Genomic DNA, 14,439 nt, shown 5'->3' on the forward strand with positions numbered 1-14,439 from the left:
ACTCAAAGGGGCCTTTAATATGACCTCCATGCCGTTCTCTCGCAGAATGCGCCGTTGGAAACTTGGTTTGAAAACCCTGTTTGGCAGTGAACCTGCCGGCTATTTCATTCCCTATCGTTACGCCAGTGAAACTGCAAAGGCGGTTGGGCGCCCGACCTACCCAGCCATTGAAACCATGATGGATACGGCAGCCCCGACCATGAAGGCGTGGCTGACCAAGGCCGCCCAATATCAGGAAGCCTTTGCCAGTTTTGGCAACGCGACCCCGCCTGAGCCCCGCTGGCAACAAAGCTGGTTTCCGCGCCTTGATGGCATGATGGCCTATGTTTTTACCCGGGAATTTCGACCAGATCGCATCATCGAAATCGGATCGGGTCATTCAACACGGTTTTATTACCGCGCGATCAAGGATGGCGAACTTGAAACGGTATTTCATGCGATTGACCCCGCCCCGCGCGCTGACATCGCAAAACTGCCGATCAGCATTGAACGGACCATTGTCCAAAAAGCCGATCCAGCGGTTTTCGAAACCCTGACCGGGGCGGACTTTCTGTCAATCGATTCCAGTCATATCCTGATGCCGGGTACCGATGTCGATCTGCTGTTTTCATCGGTCATCCCGACCCTGCCAAGCGGTACGATCATTCATATCCATGACATCACCCTGCCCGATGACTATCCGGAAATCTGGCAATGGCGCAGATATAACGAACAACAAGGGGTTGCCGCCCTGCTGGCCGGTGGCGGCTTTGAAATCATGTGGTCAAGCGCCTATGCCACGACCCGCATGAGCGATGAAGTACATCAATCGATCGCCAATGGCATTCATCTGCCCGACCGGGCACATGAGACCAGTCTGTGGCTGCGCAAAAAGTAATCCTTATTTTGGGCGTGCATGCCTGAAAACAAGGTCATTCGGATCAGGCCGCTGCGCGGTCTGGTCCAAAACGGCACCAAGGCGTTCCGCCAGAGTAATAGAACGATCATTTTCTGGGGCGATGTAACTGACAAGCGTTGGCAAGCCGCGCGCGTTAAACGCCCAATCACTCAAGGCCGTTGCTGCCTCAAACGCATATCCCTTGCCTTCTGCATTCGGATACACAAGCCAACCTAATTCATATTCAGGGAACGGCGGCCCAAAATTGATGCCCACTTGACCAACGCAATGACCGGTCGATTTCTCATCCATCATCAGCGCACCAACGCCGAACAAATCCCATTGAGCAGCATCGCGACAAAACATAGCCCATGCACCCTCAGCATCATATGGGCCGCCCATGTGTGCTGAGCGCTTTGACGCAAGCATGGACGCGTAATCCGGCCAGTCGTCAAACGACATCCTGCGCAGTATCAGGCGTTCGGTCTCAATCCTAGGGGCCTTAGACGACATAATCCGCTCAGTTCTTGTAGGGGTCGGCTGCATCCCGCAGCCCATCGCCAAGGAAATTAAAGGCCAGAACCACAATCACCACCGGCACCACTGGCAACATCAGCCATGGATACACCGCGACCGCATTGATGTTCTGTGCCTCGTTCAGCAGGACGCCCCAACTGGTCACAGGCGCGCGCAGGCCAAGCCCAAGGAAGCTCAGCGCTGTTTCGCCCAAGATCATGTTGGGGATGGAAAGTGTCACCGAAGCAATCAGATGACTTGCGAAGTTTGGAAGAAGATGACGGCCGATAATGCGTTTTGGCTTGGCCCCCATCAATCGGGCCGCCAGTGCGTAATCCTCTTCGCGTAGCGCAAGCAGCTTTGATCGCACCGCACGGGCAAGCCCTGTCCAGTCGATCAGGCCCAGAATGATCGTAATCCCGAAATAGATCAGGATGGGGCTCCAGGTGACCGGCAAGGCCGCCGAAAGCGCCATCCAAAGCGGGATTTCAGGCAAGGAACGAATAACTTCAATCGTGCGCTGCGCAGTGGCATCGACCCAGCCACCATAATAGCCGGCCGCGCCCCCGATCAAGATCCCCAGTAGGAAGCTCACCGAAATACCGACAAGGCCAATTGTCAGTGAAACACGCGCGCCGTAAATGATGCGCGAGAACATGTCACGCCCAAGCCTGTCCGTACCCATCATAAACAAGGTGCCGTTTTCTGAGGGGCAGACGAAATGGAAATCCATATCGACCATGCCCCAGAATTCATATTCATCCCCCGAGCAAAAGAACCGCAACGGCTCGATCCGGTCCGGGTTAACCGTGTAGGTCGGCTTGAGCGTTTCCATATCGACGGAGAAATCGGTCCCATAGGTAAATGGCCCGACAAATTCGCCGTCGTGGAACAAATGCACGCCCTGTGGCGGATGGTGAATATATTCGGAGCTGCGCGTTTCCTGTGCATAGGGCGCGATGAATTCGACGATAAACACCGACGCATACATGATCGCCAGAATGATCAGCGAAAAATACGCCAGACGGTGACGTTTTAGCCGCCACCACATCAATTGCCACTGCGAGGCCAGGAAGTACTTTTCCTGTTCGGGTGTCAGCTCCTCGCGCTCCCACGGGTTAAAGGGTGCGGAATCAACAAAATGCTCGTTGCGCTTTTCGGTTTCCTTGCTCATTTGCCGACCCCTCCCTGCAACCGGATACGGGGATCAAGCCAGGCGAGCAAGACATCGGAAACAAACATCCCGACAACTGTCAGAAGTGCGAGGAACATCAGGAACGAACCGGCCAGATACATGTCCTGACTTTGCAGCGCTGTCAGGAGCATCGGCCCCGTGGTCGGTAGAGACATCACAACCGACACCAGAACCGAGCCGGACACCACCTGCGGCAGGATATTACCGATATCGGCAATAAACGGATTGAGCGCCATGCGCAACGGATATTTGAACAATACCTTTTTGGGTGACAGCCCCTTGGCATGGGCGGTCACGACATATTGCTTGCCCAATTCATCCAGAAGGTTCGCGCGCAGACGACGGATCATGGATGCCGTGCCGGATGTCCCGATCACAACAACAGGCGCCCAAAGATGTTCAACAACCGAGATCATCTTGCCAAGCGACCAGCCCTCATTGATGTATTCCGGATCCATCAGTCCGCCGATCGACGTGCCAAACACGACGTTCGCGTAATAAAGCAGGATCAGGGCAAACAGGAAGTTTGGCATTGCAAGGCCAAGGAAACCGAGCAAGGTAAAACCATAGTCCCCCCAGCTATATTGCCGGGTGGCGGAATAGATCCCGATCGGGAAGCTGACGATATAGATGAACAGAACCGTGCTGAAATTCAGCACCAGCGACAGCCAAAGCCGGTCCCCCACGACCTCTGTCACCGGCAGGTTATATTCAAACGAGAACCCAAGATCGCCCTGCAACAGGCCCCAAGCCCATTCGGCGTATTGAACATAGATTGGTTGATCGAGCCCATATTGCCGTTTGAGAAACTCGATCTTCGCCGGGTCGACGGCCTCGCCCTGCGCCTGCAGCTCGTTAAGGTACGTGGTCAGAAAGTCGCCAGGGGGAAGCTGAATGATCACGAACACCAGCACACTGATCAGGATCAGTGTCGGTATCATCACAAAAAGCCGTCTTGCCAGATAGGTCAGCATCGGCGCTGTCGCTCCCCCGAGGTCGTTTCACGCCATTCCCTCAACGGCGAAGAAACGACACGTTTTTGGTTTAAAAGATTATCTGTCCCACCAGAAGGTATCAGGTCGATAAATCCCAAAGAACGCCCCCGGCTCCCAGCTATGAATGCCTTTTTCCGGGACGTTGCGCATATCCTTGTCGACGATAACCGGCTGCGGCACATTGCCGATCAGACCGATCGAAAACATGTTTTCCGAATTGATATCCAGAATGGCCTGCCATGCTTCTTTCTGGCCGGCTTCATTGCTGGTTTGCCATTTCTGATACTGTTCCATCAGTTCCTTGGCAGCTGGCATATCCGGTGCTTCGCCTGCTTCACCATCGGTTTGATAGTACTGGCCCCATTTCGGCCATTGCAGGCTGTCTTGCAGAACGGGGACAAACTCATCCGGTGCAGTGTTGGGCGTGGCCAGTCCGTTATCAATACCGTTAAAGATCGACATGATGGTTTCGCCGCTATAGGCACGGCTACGCATCACTTCACGCTGCAAGCCTTTAACGAACATCTTGATGCCGACCTGACGCCAGCTGTCACCAACCAGCTCCAACATATCGTCATGTTCCGGGTTCTCGCCGGACGTTTCGACAATGATCTCCATCGGACGACCGTCTGGCAGCAAGCGAATACCTTCGTCGTTACGCGCGTCCAGACCCATTTTATCAAGCAAGGTGTTTGCTGCCTTGATGTCAAAATCGGTATAGCTTTCGCGGTATTCCGGTTTGAACAACGGGCTTTTTGTCAGAACCGTATTGTTGGTCGGCTTGGCCAGACCAAAGAACATCACACGATTGATCTCGGTTCGGTTGATCGCAAGCGACAGCGCACGGCGGAAACGCACATCACGCAGAACATCGCGCCAAACCGGATCGCTGCATGTCAGGTTGGGATAAAGGGCGGCATAGGCGCCCGCACCCACATCCCAAAGACGCACGTTATAGTTCTGCTTCGCTTCGGACTGTTTCAGGAACGTATAGTCCTTCAGCGACAGAATACGGCTTTGCAGTTCGACCTCGCCCGCGCCGACCTTGGCCGGAACAAGCTTGGCGTTCGAGATATTGAAAATCATGCGGTCGATATAGGGAAGCTGGTTTCCTTCCGGATCGACCCGGTGATAATACGGGTTACGAACATATACGAACCGGTCTGACGGTTCTTCCGTCGTGATCAGCCAAGGTTCAAGCGACGGACGATGGATGTTTGACAGCTTGTAGGGCCGGTCCATATCCGTATGCAAAACCGCCCAGCTCCGAAGCCCGCGCTCTTTGACGATGGCGTCAAGCTCGCCGGCATCGCGGTAGTTCTCGTGAAACTGTTTCAGATAATGCGCCGGGCGATAGATAAAGGGCGGACGTGTGCCCGCCAGCTCGGTCAGGAAGAACGGGTTTGGCTGTGACCAGCTATAACGCACCGTATATTCGTCAAGAATCTCAAAGGTTGCCGGTTCGTCCCCGACAAACAGGAAACGCGGCGGACCGACCGGGAACAATTCATCGTTATTGACGATATCTTCCCAGTAATAGCGGAAATCCTCGGCCGTCAACGGCGCACCATCTGACCATTTGTGACCTTTGCGGATATGCAACGTGAACACGTTGCCTTCCTCATTCACATCAAGGGCTTCGAGGATATCGGGCTTGAGGTTAAGATCCTGATCATAGCCAACCAATCGCGCATAGCCGTAAACCACTGCCATGCGAATGTCTTTGGATCGTCCCATGATGGTGGTGAACTCACCCCCATATTTGCCGATTTCCTTGCCCTCGGCCCCAAAATCGATGACGTGCGGGTGTTCCGGCAGGCGGTCATTCATTGCCGGCAGCGAACCACTTGCGACCTGATCCTCAAAATACGGAATTTCCGCGTGCGCAGAAGTCGTGAAGTTACCTGCCCCCACAATACCGGCTGTCATCATCAGACCGGTTACCGCACGATGAAGTTTGGTCGTCGACGGGTTCGAAAGGCTGATCATATGGCGATCTCCGTAAAGTCGGCACGTTCGGCACGAACAAAGTGATCTTCTGCGACCTGCATCATTTTGGGATCGCTGGTCTGGTTGATCGTAAATGGTGCTGGCCAGCGGGCCGGATCAGATGCCTTGCCATCCACGATCTTGTCGAAATCAAGCAGGTGATCCAGATCCGCAAACGGCACGGCATGCAGCAGCGCCTGCGTATAGGGATGCACCGGATTCTTAAACAGCAACTCACGCGGTGCAGACTCAACAATGCGCCCGGCACACATCACGGCGATCTTGTCGGCAACGTAATCCACGACCGCCAGATTGTGCGATATAAACAGATACGTCAAATTAAGATCACGCTGCAAATCTTTCAAAAGATTAAGTATTTGCGCCTGAACTGACACATCAAGCGCTGATGTCGGCTCATCAAAGATCAACAGGTCCGGCTTCAGGCCAAGGGCACGTGCAATACCGATACGCTGGCGCTGCCCGCCGGAAAAACTATGCGGATAGCGATTCAGGAAGCGCGGATCCAGACCAACCAGATCCATCAATTCCAGAACCATTTTCTGGCGATAGGCGCTGTCACCAACACCGTGGATCAACATCGGCTCCGTGATGATGTCCTGCACCGTCATCCTCGGATTAAGCGACCCGAACGGATCCTGGAAAACAAATTGTATCCGTTTTCGGTACGGATTTAGCTGATCTTCATCAAGCCCGGTCAATTCGGTCATCTGCCCACTTTCACCGCGGAACAGAATGGACCCTTCGTCCGGGCTCATCGCCCGCATGATCAGCTTTGAAAGCGTTGTTTTACCACACCCACTTTCCCCGACAAGCCCGACGCACTCCCCGCGATTAACCGTCAGGGAAACGTCCGAGACGGCCGGCACGAGTTGTTCTTCGGATTTGATCCAGTTGCCCTTGCGGGTGGTGAAACTTTTGCTGAGATGGCGCACAGCCAGAACCGGCTCACTTGCCATCGTCGGATGCAGGGCCAACGACGCCGGAACATCTGACGGCTCTTGCTCAGTTACCTTGTCCCCTGCATCGGCCAACAGACTGCCGGTTTTTGGTTTGATCTCGCGCAGCGGGCGCAGGCGTTCATCCGGACCCATATCGAAATGCGGAACAGCTGCCAACAGCGACCTTGTATAGGCATGACCGGAATTGATGAACACATCATCGGTTTTCCCGGATTCAACCACCCGTCCGTCGTAAATCACCACCATCCGGTCCGCCATGTTGGCCACAACACCAAGATCGTGCGTGATCAGCAGGACCGACATCTGCAATTCGGCCTGCACTTCCTTGATCAGGCGAAGGATTTGCGCCTGGATCGTCACATCAAGCGCGGTTGTCGGTTCATCAGCAATCAGCAGTGCCGGGCGGCATACCAAGGCCATCGCGATCATCGCACGCTGGCGCAAACCACCAGAAAGTTCGAATGGATAGGTTTTCAGTGATCTTTTGGGCTGCGGGAAGCCAACAAGTGTCAGCATTTCAACGGCAAGTTCCCGCGCCTCAACAGCACCGACCTTGCGATGCAGTTTAACAGCCTCGCAGATTTGATCGCCGATAGTGTGCAGGGGCGACAGGGAACTCATGGGTTCCTGGAAAATCATTGAAATGCGGCCGCCGCGGATCGCACGCATTTCCGACCCGGACCGATCCAGCATCGCAATATCAACACGGGTTCCTGGCTTTTTAGGGTCCGCAAAAATGATCGAACCGTTGGTGACTTGGGCTACCTTGGGCAGCAGACCCATGATCGCCTGCGAGATGGTGCTTTTGCCCGACCCGGACTCACCGACCAGGGCGACGGTTTCCTGCGCACCGATGCGAAAGCTTACATTCTCAACCGCCTTGACCCGCATATGCGGCAGGACGAATTCAACTTTCAGATCCTTGATACGCAGAATATCGGTCATCTCTAGCGCGTTCCACCCTCGAGGCGTTCAGATGCGGCGGCCTTGACCAGTGTTTCGGCCTCATCCATCCGCATCAGATTTGTTCTTGTAACGTCATCAACCAGCAATTGGTTATCTTTCGCCCAATCGCGAGAAATTTCAAGGAGATCGTCAAATCCGTCCAGTGTTGATTCTGCGACAATTTTCGCTTCACCCGCCTGCAAGGTCAGCTCGAACCATCCCTTGTTGCCATCACGCTTGGTACTGAAGTAACGCAACCGGAACTTTGAAAGTTCCGACCAGGCGAAAGCCGTCCCACCGCGTATACTTGAAAGACGGATGCCGTATTCCGAGACATAGATCTTCGACTGGAAGCGGATAATCGTGCGCGCAAAATAGAACACAAACAGCAACGCCAACCCTGCCGCGGTCCATTGGATGATTTCAAGCATCTCGGGGATGAACGCAATCACGCCACAAATCAACAATCCGACAATAGACTTCGCCAGGTCCGGCGCCATCAGTTTCGACGGATAGCCCATTGTCTTAACTTCGCTGTCACCAACACCGGCCGGCTTTACCGGATCAACGGTGCTTGGCACGCTTGCGGTCGGCTCAGGCGCGATATCTTCGGGCGTGACTTGTTCGGGGACCACCTGTTCGGGTTCTCGACGTCTTCTGCGGTTTACTGCCATGGAAATACTCCGGGTATTCTCAACCAGCGCAAAGCTGAATGGTCCATAGAAAACAGGTTATCAAGGAACTTCGTGGTGGCCTCGTCATGAACAAGATGGTGGGTCAGAATGCCGGTGGGCTCGTCCGCGTCCGCCTGCCCTGTTCGTCTTGCGGCAAGATGCGCAATCATGGCGCCAAGGGCTACGTCTTCACCAACAAAACCGCGCGTACCGCGCCAGTCAATAACGTCCACATGGGTGTTGACCTGCGTGATGCCATCATAAGGTTCTGCCGCCTTGCGGGCGTTGAATGTACTGATCCCGCAAAAACCAAGCGAATGAAGGGCTGCCACGACATCCTCGGCCACGCGGTTCCATGGCGGCACCAGAACCGGCAGGAAGCGATTGCCAAAGCGTGATTGCAAAACAGAAAAGCCGTTGCGCAGATCGGCAACGACGTCGCCCAGATCACGTACGTCATCAAGTTCCTGCTTCTTGCGGCCTTCGGGCATATGGTTCTGATGCGACCAGCCATGTTGCAAGACACGGGTGTCAAGCGTTTCAACCAGCCTTTCGACCAGATCATCCTGCAAGTCAGCGGGAATGACAGCAAGGGCAAGCGGCACCTTGTAGTCCTGCTCAAAGGTCAGAAGCGTCTCAAGCGACGGGGTCACGGAAACAGCGTCGTCATCACGCCACCATGCCGTGGCTGTCCGTTCCTCGGACTGCCACAGATCAAGCTCTGCGCGTAATTGATCCCAGCTGCTCATGCCTTCCCTTTGATCTTGTCTGCGATGATTGACGCAGTTTTTGCCGCCCCGTCCAATGCGATTTTAATGCCGCTTGGCTGTCTGGCGTTATCTATTTGTTTTGCTAATGATTGCGCAGACAGGCCATCAAGATCAAGCAGGGAAATAACCCCCTCTTTTGAAAGGACTTCTGCACGTTCAGTTTGCTCGCTTTCCCCACCCTCGGCAAAGGGCACCATGACGGCTGGCGTTTGGGTTGCCAGCACATCCATCAGGGTGTTGTATCCGGCTTGCGAAACGGAAACAGCCGCCCCGGCCATCTTTTCGCGAAAATCAGACAAGAACCGATGCAACACCACACCATCCGGCAATCGGCTTTGCAGCGCATCGAACTGATCTGACGGGAAATGCGGTCCTGTAACAATATCCCATGTCGCGTCATTGTAGTTTCGGGAATACGCACGCGCCGAGATCGCAAGTCGGATCAGTTCCGCGCCGACAGCACCGCCCCCCGCAGACACCAGAACACCATCGCGATGTGCGTCACCCTGCCCCACGAGCATTTCGTCAATCGTCGGCGCGACATACCCCGTATAGGTAATCAGGTCCAAAATATCATCCGTGAACTCGAAGCTGCGATCAAACCCGAACAGCTGGGGGTCACCATGCACCAGAACCCCATCCAGGTATTTACGCGCTGTATCGCGCATCCATTCTGTCTTGCGGATGTCTTTTTTGCGCACCAAAAGGTCTCTCACAGAACAAATGACGGGAATGCCCGCTGCTTTCGCGGCATCAAAAAGCGGGATCAGTTCAAATCGAAATGCCCGGCGCCCGAAGGGGAACATTTCGACCATCAGCAGCTTTGGCGCGGTTTTCCCAAACGCATCCAACAGCTGCTTTCTGCGCACCTCTTTCCAGTCATCACCAAGGGCATCTCCATCCGGATCGACAAGCCCGGAAAAGCCGGTATCAGATGTTTTGCATGGGGCAAGCTGAATTACCTCGCTGGCCGCGAAATCAAGGCTGTCATCCGGAACACCACCGCTTACGACTGTGACACTAATACCCTTGTTGCGAAGCGCCTGATTAATCAGCGCCATCCGGCGTACGTGACCAATGCCAAGCAGGTGCTGCACATAAACCATGACGTCACTCATCAGGCTGTCTCCTGTGCGGTCACGAGTGGAACATTCAACGCCTCGATAGATAACCCTGTCGCGTCAGACCAAGTAAACACCTGCAAGCAATGCCAATCGAGTTTATCTGGAATTTTCCCCATCATGTCCCATCCGCGTGCGGCCGCATAAACAGCCCGTATCACACCCTTGTGCGTGACTGCGCCGAACTGAGGCAAGTCACACTCTTTCAGGAAACCCTCAACACGTCCAAGAACGTCGCGCGGGCTTTCGCCATCCTCTGGCCGGAAATACCATCCACGATCTTCGTTTTCTTGAAGGCTGTCACCCAAGTTTGCGCGAAGGTCCGGCAATTTCGCGCCTTCCCACGCGCCCCAGTCCATCTCAATGAACGCGGGTTCTGAACCGATGGGGGCTATCCCCAAGGCATCGACCGTCTCACGCGTACGCGACAAGGGTGAGGCAAGCCATGGCACATCCCGCCACGCGGCCGGCAACCGACGCTGACGATACCAAGTGGCTGTTTCGGCGGTGATCGAGATATCCGTGCGGCCCTGAATACGCTTTTCGGTATTCCATGCCGTAACACCGTGGCGCAGCAATGCAAACTGGATCTGTTTCATACCAGGCCCTGCCCGCCGTGAGGTATTTCATCCCCGTCGACGACTTTATGGATAGTCGCGGACAACAGGTTAGCCGCCGCTTCCACGGTGTGGTGTTGTGCGGCTTTTGACGCCCCGGCCTGCCCCATCCTACGCAGCAGGGCGACATCGGTCTCAACACACTCGCCCAAACGGCTGGCAAAGGCCCCTACGTCACCGACCGGGACCAACCATCCGGTGACACCAGATGACACAATGCCCGATACCCCACCAGTATCCCCGGCCAGAACCGGAAGCCCTGCCGATTGCGCCTCAAGCAAGGCCATGCCGAATGCTTCGTTGATCGCCGGCCAGACGAACAGGTCGGATTTGGCAAGAATATCTCTGGTTTGTTCGGGTGTTTTAAGCCCGACGAGCGAAACAGCGCTTTCACCAAGTTCCTGTTCATCAAACAGGTCCTCAACCTTTTGCCGGGCGGGTCCATCGCCAATCACGGTCAGGTGCCAGTTATCGGCGCCACCCCGCTTTAATTGCCCAAGTGCCTTTGCCAACACCCCATAAGATTCAAGCTTGTCGCCATCGCGCATCATCGCGGTTGTCACCAACCGGACGCACCCCGGATCGATATCCGGGCGCTGTGCAACGCGCCAATCGGCAACTTGCGTAAAGGGTGGCAGGAAATGCAGGCGGTCCTTGGGACAGACCTGCGCCAAGCATTCCATATCAACACGATTGAGCGAGAAAACGGCATCCGCCTGCTTAAGCGCCGTTTCGACTGCCGCGTGACTTGGTGCCCAGGGGCCATCCGCGCGCTTTGGCGCAAAGGATGCTTCGGCTACAACATAGGGAATACCCAGTGCATCGGCCACAATCGGTCCGATCCAGTCCGGCGCCTTGTAATAAAGATGATAGGTGAACCAGACATCAGGCTTGGGTCGAACCCCCGACTGATACTGACGAAGCAGCCTTGCCGCCAGTTTGGTGCCGAGTTCAGCCAAGCGTGCCTGTTTAAGAACGTTGCCACCGGCATCCCGGCTGCGCAGGCGCGCGGCAACATCGACTTTCATACCGGCCGTTTCAAGCGCCTCACACAACATGCGGGCAATCAGCCTGTCCCCTGATGGTACGGGATGATCAATCGGCTTTAACGGGGCGTAAAAGGCAACCTGCAAATGTGTGCCTCCTACTCTGCCGCGGGTTGTTTTGCAGGGCTTTCAGCTTGTTCGTTGCTTGGCTCTGTAACGCCAAAGCGTTCTGCCAGATCCTTCATCCCGCGATAGAACGAGAAATCACGGCGCACAATTTCATTGCCTTTGCGCCCCATCGTCTCGCGAAGTTTCGGATCAACAATCATGTCGTTCAGGGCAGTTGCAAGAGCATCCGGGTCACGTTCCGGGACAAGCTTGCCATTCACGCCATCCTCGATCAGCTCAGGGATGGCCGAAATCGCGGTTGAGACCGCAGCAAGCCCGCACAGCTGTGCTTCCATCAGAACGTTTGGCAAACCGTCGCGATCGCCGTCCTTTTCAATCCGGCTGGCCAGTACGAACAGATCCGATGACTGGCAGGCGGCGATTACTTCCTTCTGATCACGGGCGCCTTGCCAATCGCAACGATCCGCAATCCCAAGTTCGGTCGCGAGTTTCTGGTATTTCTCACCGTCACCACCCCCGATATGGATAAACCGCCAATGCAGACAGCCTGGCAGCTTCGCCAAGGCGCGCAGAAGATCGTCATAGCCCTTCTTGCCCACCAGTCGCCCGACCGACAGAATCATGACCGGCTTTTCCGGATCACTGCCATCCCGAACAGGACGCTTTGGCAATTCTTCCGGAAAGCGTGAAAAATCAAGACCGTGATAGAGCAGATTGACCTTGGCCGGGTCTTCGGAAAGGTTACACAGATAGTCAACATTGGCCTTGGTGCAGGTCACAAGCCAATCCATATCACGCAGCTTCTCGCGCATGTCCCAGTTCTGGCTGGTGTAGATATCCTTGGCATGTGCAGAACAGGACCACGGCAAACCACGCATGATCGCACAATAGCGCGCCACAGATGCCGGGGTATGCAGGAAGTGGGCGTAAATACGCGTGATATCACTCGGCAATTCAGCTGCCATCACCATCGCCTGGGCAAAACGTCGTGCCCGGTTGGCCGTGCGATCCCGGCGATAGTCCTGCCACCAGATATTCACCGCGCGGCGATATCCCGGCATCTTGCGGGCCTTGAACCAGCCCCGCAGAACCCGCATCGGTTCCTGATAGGCATATTCAGGCAAGTAATCGACCGCGCCCGTGATGCGCTCATTGATCGGATGGCGTTTCTTGTCGGTCGGATGACGCAGCGAGACGATCCGGTACGGAATGCCTGCCTGCTGAATGCCAAGAATTTCCTGCGCTATAAAAGTCTCCGACAATCGCGGATATCCCTTTACCACGATTGCCAGATTATCGCGTGCCATCAACTTTGTTCCCGATGATTTATTCTGCGGCCATTTGTGGTGGAAGCCAGCGATCCACGAGATCCCCTACACGGTCCAGCCCTCCCATAAGGTTCGGAACCGTTACATGCGACGGTTTGGGTTGGTCGATCAACCCCCGAAGCGCATCGGCCATTTCGCGCGGATCGCGCCCGCCATTTTCGGTCAGCATCTTGATCAGGCCAAGCTTTTCAGCCGCTGATGCCCGCACATACTGTTCAAGACGCGGCACCGTCCGCGGCACAATGACCGCTGGCTTGTCAAAGGACAGGATTTCACAGAACGTGTTGTAACCGCCCATGCCAATCACACCGGCCGATTTATGCATCAGCACTTCGACATTGGCATCAAAGGTGATGACTGAAAGCTTGTCGATTTTCTCGGCACGCTTCATGAACTCGTTTTGCTGTGCCGGGCTCATGAACGGCCCCAACACCACAAGGGACGGCACGGGTATATCCGGGTCGGTTTCATAGGCGCTGATCACCCAGTCAACCAGATTGACCCCATCGCCGCCACCGCCGGTGGTTACCAGATAGAACGGCTCCTCCAGCCCAAGCGCCCCGTGCTCGGGTGCGGGTCTACGGGTTGCTGTACGCGGCAAATAACCTGTGTAGGACATCTTTTCTTCAACGCCCGGCGGCAAATCAATACCTTCCAGCGGATTACAGATATCCTTTAGGCCATAAACCCAGATTTCATCATAAAGATCGGCCAGCGCCGGGACGCATTGCTTGCGATCCCATTCTTCGCGCAGATTGACCGGATCATCCATCACATCGCGCAAGCCCATGACAAGACGGGTGCGGCGGTGACGCAGCATCTGCAATGTGGACTCCACCTCGCCGCGCAGGCCAAGCGGCTCCTTGTCGACAATGAAGATGTCGGGATTAAACACATCGGCTGTGTGCTTGATGATGGATTCCCGCATCGCCAAAATCTGGTCAACATCAATATTGAGATTAAGCGAGGTGTATTCACCGTTGGACAGCTTGATCACGCCCGGAATGCGGACAAAGTCCACGCGCGAACGGAATTCGAAGCTGCCAATGATCGGCGACCCAGACAGGATCAGAACCGAGACATCATCACGTCGTGACACCAGCGCATGCGCAATGGTGCGGCAACGGCGTAAATGCCCAAGCCCGAAAGTATCATGGCTATAAATCAGAACCCGATAACCGGAATTCCCTACGATTGACATCTACCCGCCCGTCTGCGTAGTGGTCTCATAGACCTGCACAACCTGTATTCAGGGTGACAGGCTCTCTCTTGTTGGTAACTGAATCCGTGAATGCGGGTTTTACGCCCTTCTTTCGG

13 protein-coding genes are annotated in these 14,439 nt (G+C 55.1%); 1 reads left to right on the top strand and 12 read right to left on the bottom strand.

Annotated elements, in window-relative coordinates; genetic code table 11:
• The first annotated feature begins 19 nt into the window (after window positions 1-19).
• Complete coding sequence (locus tag ACXAIA_RS06725; RefSeq protein ID WP_475348660.1) at window positions 20-877, top strand: class I SAM-dependent methyltransferase; 858 nt, start codon at window positions 20-22, stop codon at window positions 875-877.
• A 3-nt stretch (window positions 878-880) separates the two neighbouring features.
• Here the strand turns inward: ACXAIA_RS06725 and ACXAIA_RS06730 are convergent, their stop codons facing one another.
• The 12 genes from ACXAIA_RS06730 to ACXAIA_RS06785 form a co-directional block, all read right to left on the bottom strand.
• The gene (locus ACXAIA_RS06730) at window positions 881-1,435 is read right to left on the bottom strand and encodes a GNAT family N-acetyltransferase (protein WP_475346243.1); all 555 of its coding nucleotides are present in this window, start codon (window positions 1,433-1,435) and stop codon (window positions 881-883) included.
• Entirely contained in the window at window positions 1,398-2,567 is a 1,170-nt protein-coding gene (locus ACXAIA_RS06735; RefSeq protein WP_475348661.1) for an ABC transporter permease, read from the bottom strand. Before ACXAIA_RS06735 ends, ACXAIA_RS06730 begins: the two co-directional genes overlap by 38 nt.
• Window positions 2,564-3,562: an ABC transporter permease gene (locus ACXAIA_RS06740; RefSeq protein ID WP_475346176.1), complete on the bottom strand. Its 999-nt coding sequence runs from the start codon at window positions 3,560-3,562 to the stop codon at window positions 2,564-2,566. The genes ACXAIA_RS06735 and ACXAIA_RS06740 overlap by 4 nt, the downstream gene beginning before the upstream one ends.
• Before the next feature lie 78 nt (window positions 3,563-3,640).
• Window positions 3,641-5,572 carry an ABC transporter substrate-binding protein gene (locus ACXAIA_RS06745; RefSeq protein ID WP_475348662.1) on the bottom strand — a complete coding sequence of 644 codons (1,932 nt, stop codon included), beginning with the start codon at window positions 5,570-5,572 and terminating at the stop codon, window positions 3,641-3,643.
• On the bottom strand, window positions 5,569-7,497 hold the full coding sequence (locus ACXAIA_RS06750; protein ID WP_475348663.1) for an ABC transporter ATP-binding protein: 1,929 nt from the start codon (window positions 7,495-7,497) through the stop codon (window positions 5,569-5,571). Before ACXAIA_RS06750 ends, ACXAIA_RS06745 begins: the two co-directional genes overlap by 4 nt.
• A gap of 2 nt (window positions 7,498-7,499) precedes the next feature.
• Entirely contained in the window at window positions 7,500-8,171 is a 672-nt protein-coding gene (locus tag ACXAIA_RS06755) for a hypothetical protein (RefSeq protein WP_475348664.1), read from the bottom strand.
• The gene (locus ACXAIA_RS06760; RefSeq protein ID WP_475348665.1) at window positions 8,162-8,920 is read right to left on the bottom strand and encodes a polysaccharide deacetylase family protein; all 759 of its coding nucleotides are present in this window, start codon (window positions 8,918-8,920) and stop codon (window positions 8,162-8,164) included. Before ACXAIA_RS06760 ends, ACXAIA_RS06755 begins: the two co-directional genes overlap by 10 nt.
• Window positions 8,917-10,059, bottom strand: a complete 1,143-nt coding sequence (locus tag ACXAIA_RS06765; RefSeq protein WP_475348666.1) for a glycosyltransferase family protein — start codon at window positions 10,057-10,059, stop codon at window positions 8,917-8,919. Before ACXAIA_RS06765 ends, ACXAIA_RS06760 begins: the two co-directional genes overlap by 4 nt.
• Window positions 10,059-10,661, bottom strand: a complete 603-nt coding sequence (locus ACXAIA_RS06770) for a histidine phosphatase family protein (protein WP_475348667.1) — start codon at window positions 10,659-10,661, stop codon at window positions 10,059-10,061. Before ACXAIA_RS06770 ends, ACXAIA_RS06765 begins: the two co-directional genes overlap by 1 nt.
• Window positions 10,658-11,812 carry a glycosyltransferase family 4 protein gene (locus tag ACXAIA_RS06775; RefSeq protein WP_475348668.1) on the bottom strand — a complete coding sequence of 385 codons (1,155 nt, stop codon included), beginning with the start codon at window positions 11,810-11,812 and terminating at the stop codon, window positions 10,658-10,660. Before ACXAIA_RS06775 ends, ACXAIA_RS06770 begins: the two co-directional genes overlap by 4 nt.
• 11 nt (window positions 11,813-11,823) lie before the next feature.
• Window positions 11,824-13,101, bottom strand: a complete 1,278-nt coding sequence (locus ACXAIA_RS06780; protein WP_475348669.1) for a glycosyltransferase family 4 protein — start codon at window positions 13,099-13,101, stop codon at window positions 11,824-11,826.
• A 19-nt stretch (window positions 13,102-13,120) separates the two neighbouring features.
• A complete protein-coding gene (locus ACXAIA_RS06785) occupies window positions 13,121-14,323 on the bottom strand; it encodes a glycosyltransferase family protein (protein WP_475348670.1) in 1,203 nt (400 codons plus the stop codon).
• Window positions 14,324-14,439 lie beyond the last annotated feature (116 nt).

Source organism: Thalassospira sp. ABL2_045, assembly GCF_056161285.1.

Bases quoted from the DNA above. Each gene is read 5' to 3' on its own strand.
- ACXAIA_RS06755 (WP_475348664.1), bottom strand. From the start codon at position 8,171: ATGGCAGTAAACCGCAGAAGACGTCGAGAACCCGAACAGGTGGTCCCC.
- ACXAIA_RS06745 (WP_475348662.1), bottom strand. From the start codon at position 5,572: ATGATCAGCCTTTCGAACCCGTCGACGACCAAACTTCATCGTGCGGTA.
- ACXAIA_RS06765 (WP_475348666.1), bottom strand. From the start codon at position 10,059: ATGAGTGACGTCATGGTTTATGTGCAGCACCTGCTTGGCATTGGTCAC.
- ACXAIA_RS06730 (WP_475346243.1), bottom strand. From the start codon at position 1,435: ATGGGCTGCGGGATGCAGCCGACCCCTACAAGAACTGAGCGGATTATG.
- ACXAIA_RS06750 (WP_475348663.1), bottom strand. From the start codon at position 7,497: ATGACCGATATTCTGCGTATCAAGGATCTGAAAGTTGAATTCGTCCTG.
- ACXAIA_RS06735 (WP_475348661.1), bottom strand. From the start codon at position 2,567: ATGAGCAAGGAAACCGAAAAGCGCAACGAGCATTTTGTTGATTCCGCA.
- ACXAIA_RS06770 (WP_475348667.1), bottom strand. From the start codon at position 10,661: ATGAAACAGATCCAGTTTGCATTGCTGCGCCACGGTGTTACGGCATGG.
- ACXAIA_RS06760 (WP_475348665.1), bottom strand. From the start codon at position 8,920: ATGAGCAGCTGGGATCAATTACGCGCAGAGCTTGATCTGTGGCAGTCC.
- ACXAIA_RS06740 (WP_475346176.1), bottom strand. From the start codon at position 3,562: ATGCTGACCTATCTGGCAAGACGGCTTTTTGTGATGATACCGACACTG.
- ACXAIA_RS06780 (WP_475348669.1), bottom strand. From the start codon at position 13,101: ATGGCACGCGATAATCTGGCAATCGTGGTAAAGGGATATCCGCGATTG.
- ACXAIA_RS06725 (WP_475348660.1), top strand. From the start codon at position 20: ATGACCTCCATGCCGTTCTCTCGCAGAATGCGCCGTTGGAAACTTGGT.
- ACXAIA_RS06785 (WP_475348670.1), bottom strand. From the start codon at position 14,323: ATGTCAATCGTAGGGAATTCCGGTTATCGGGTTCTGATTTATAGCCAT.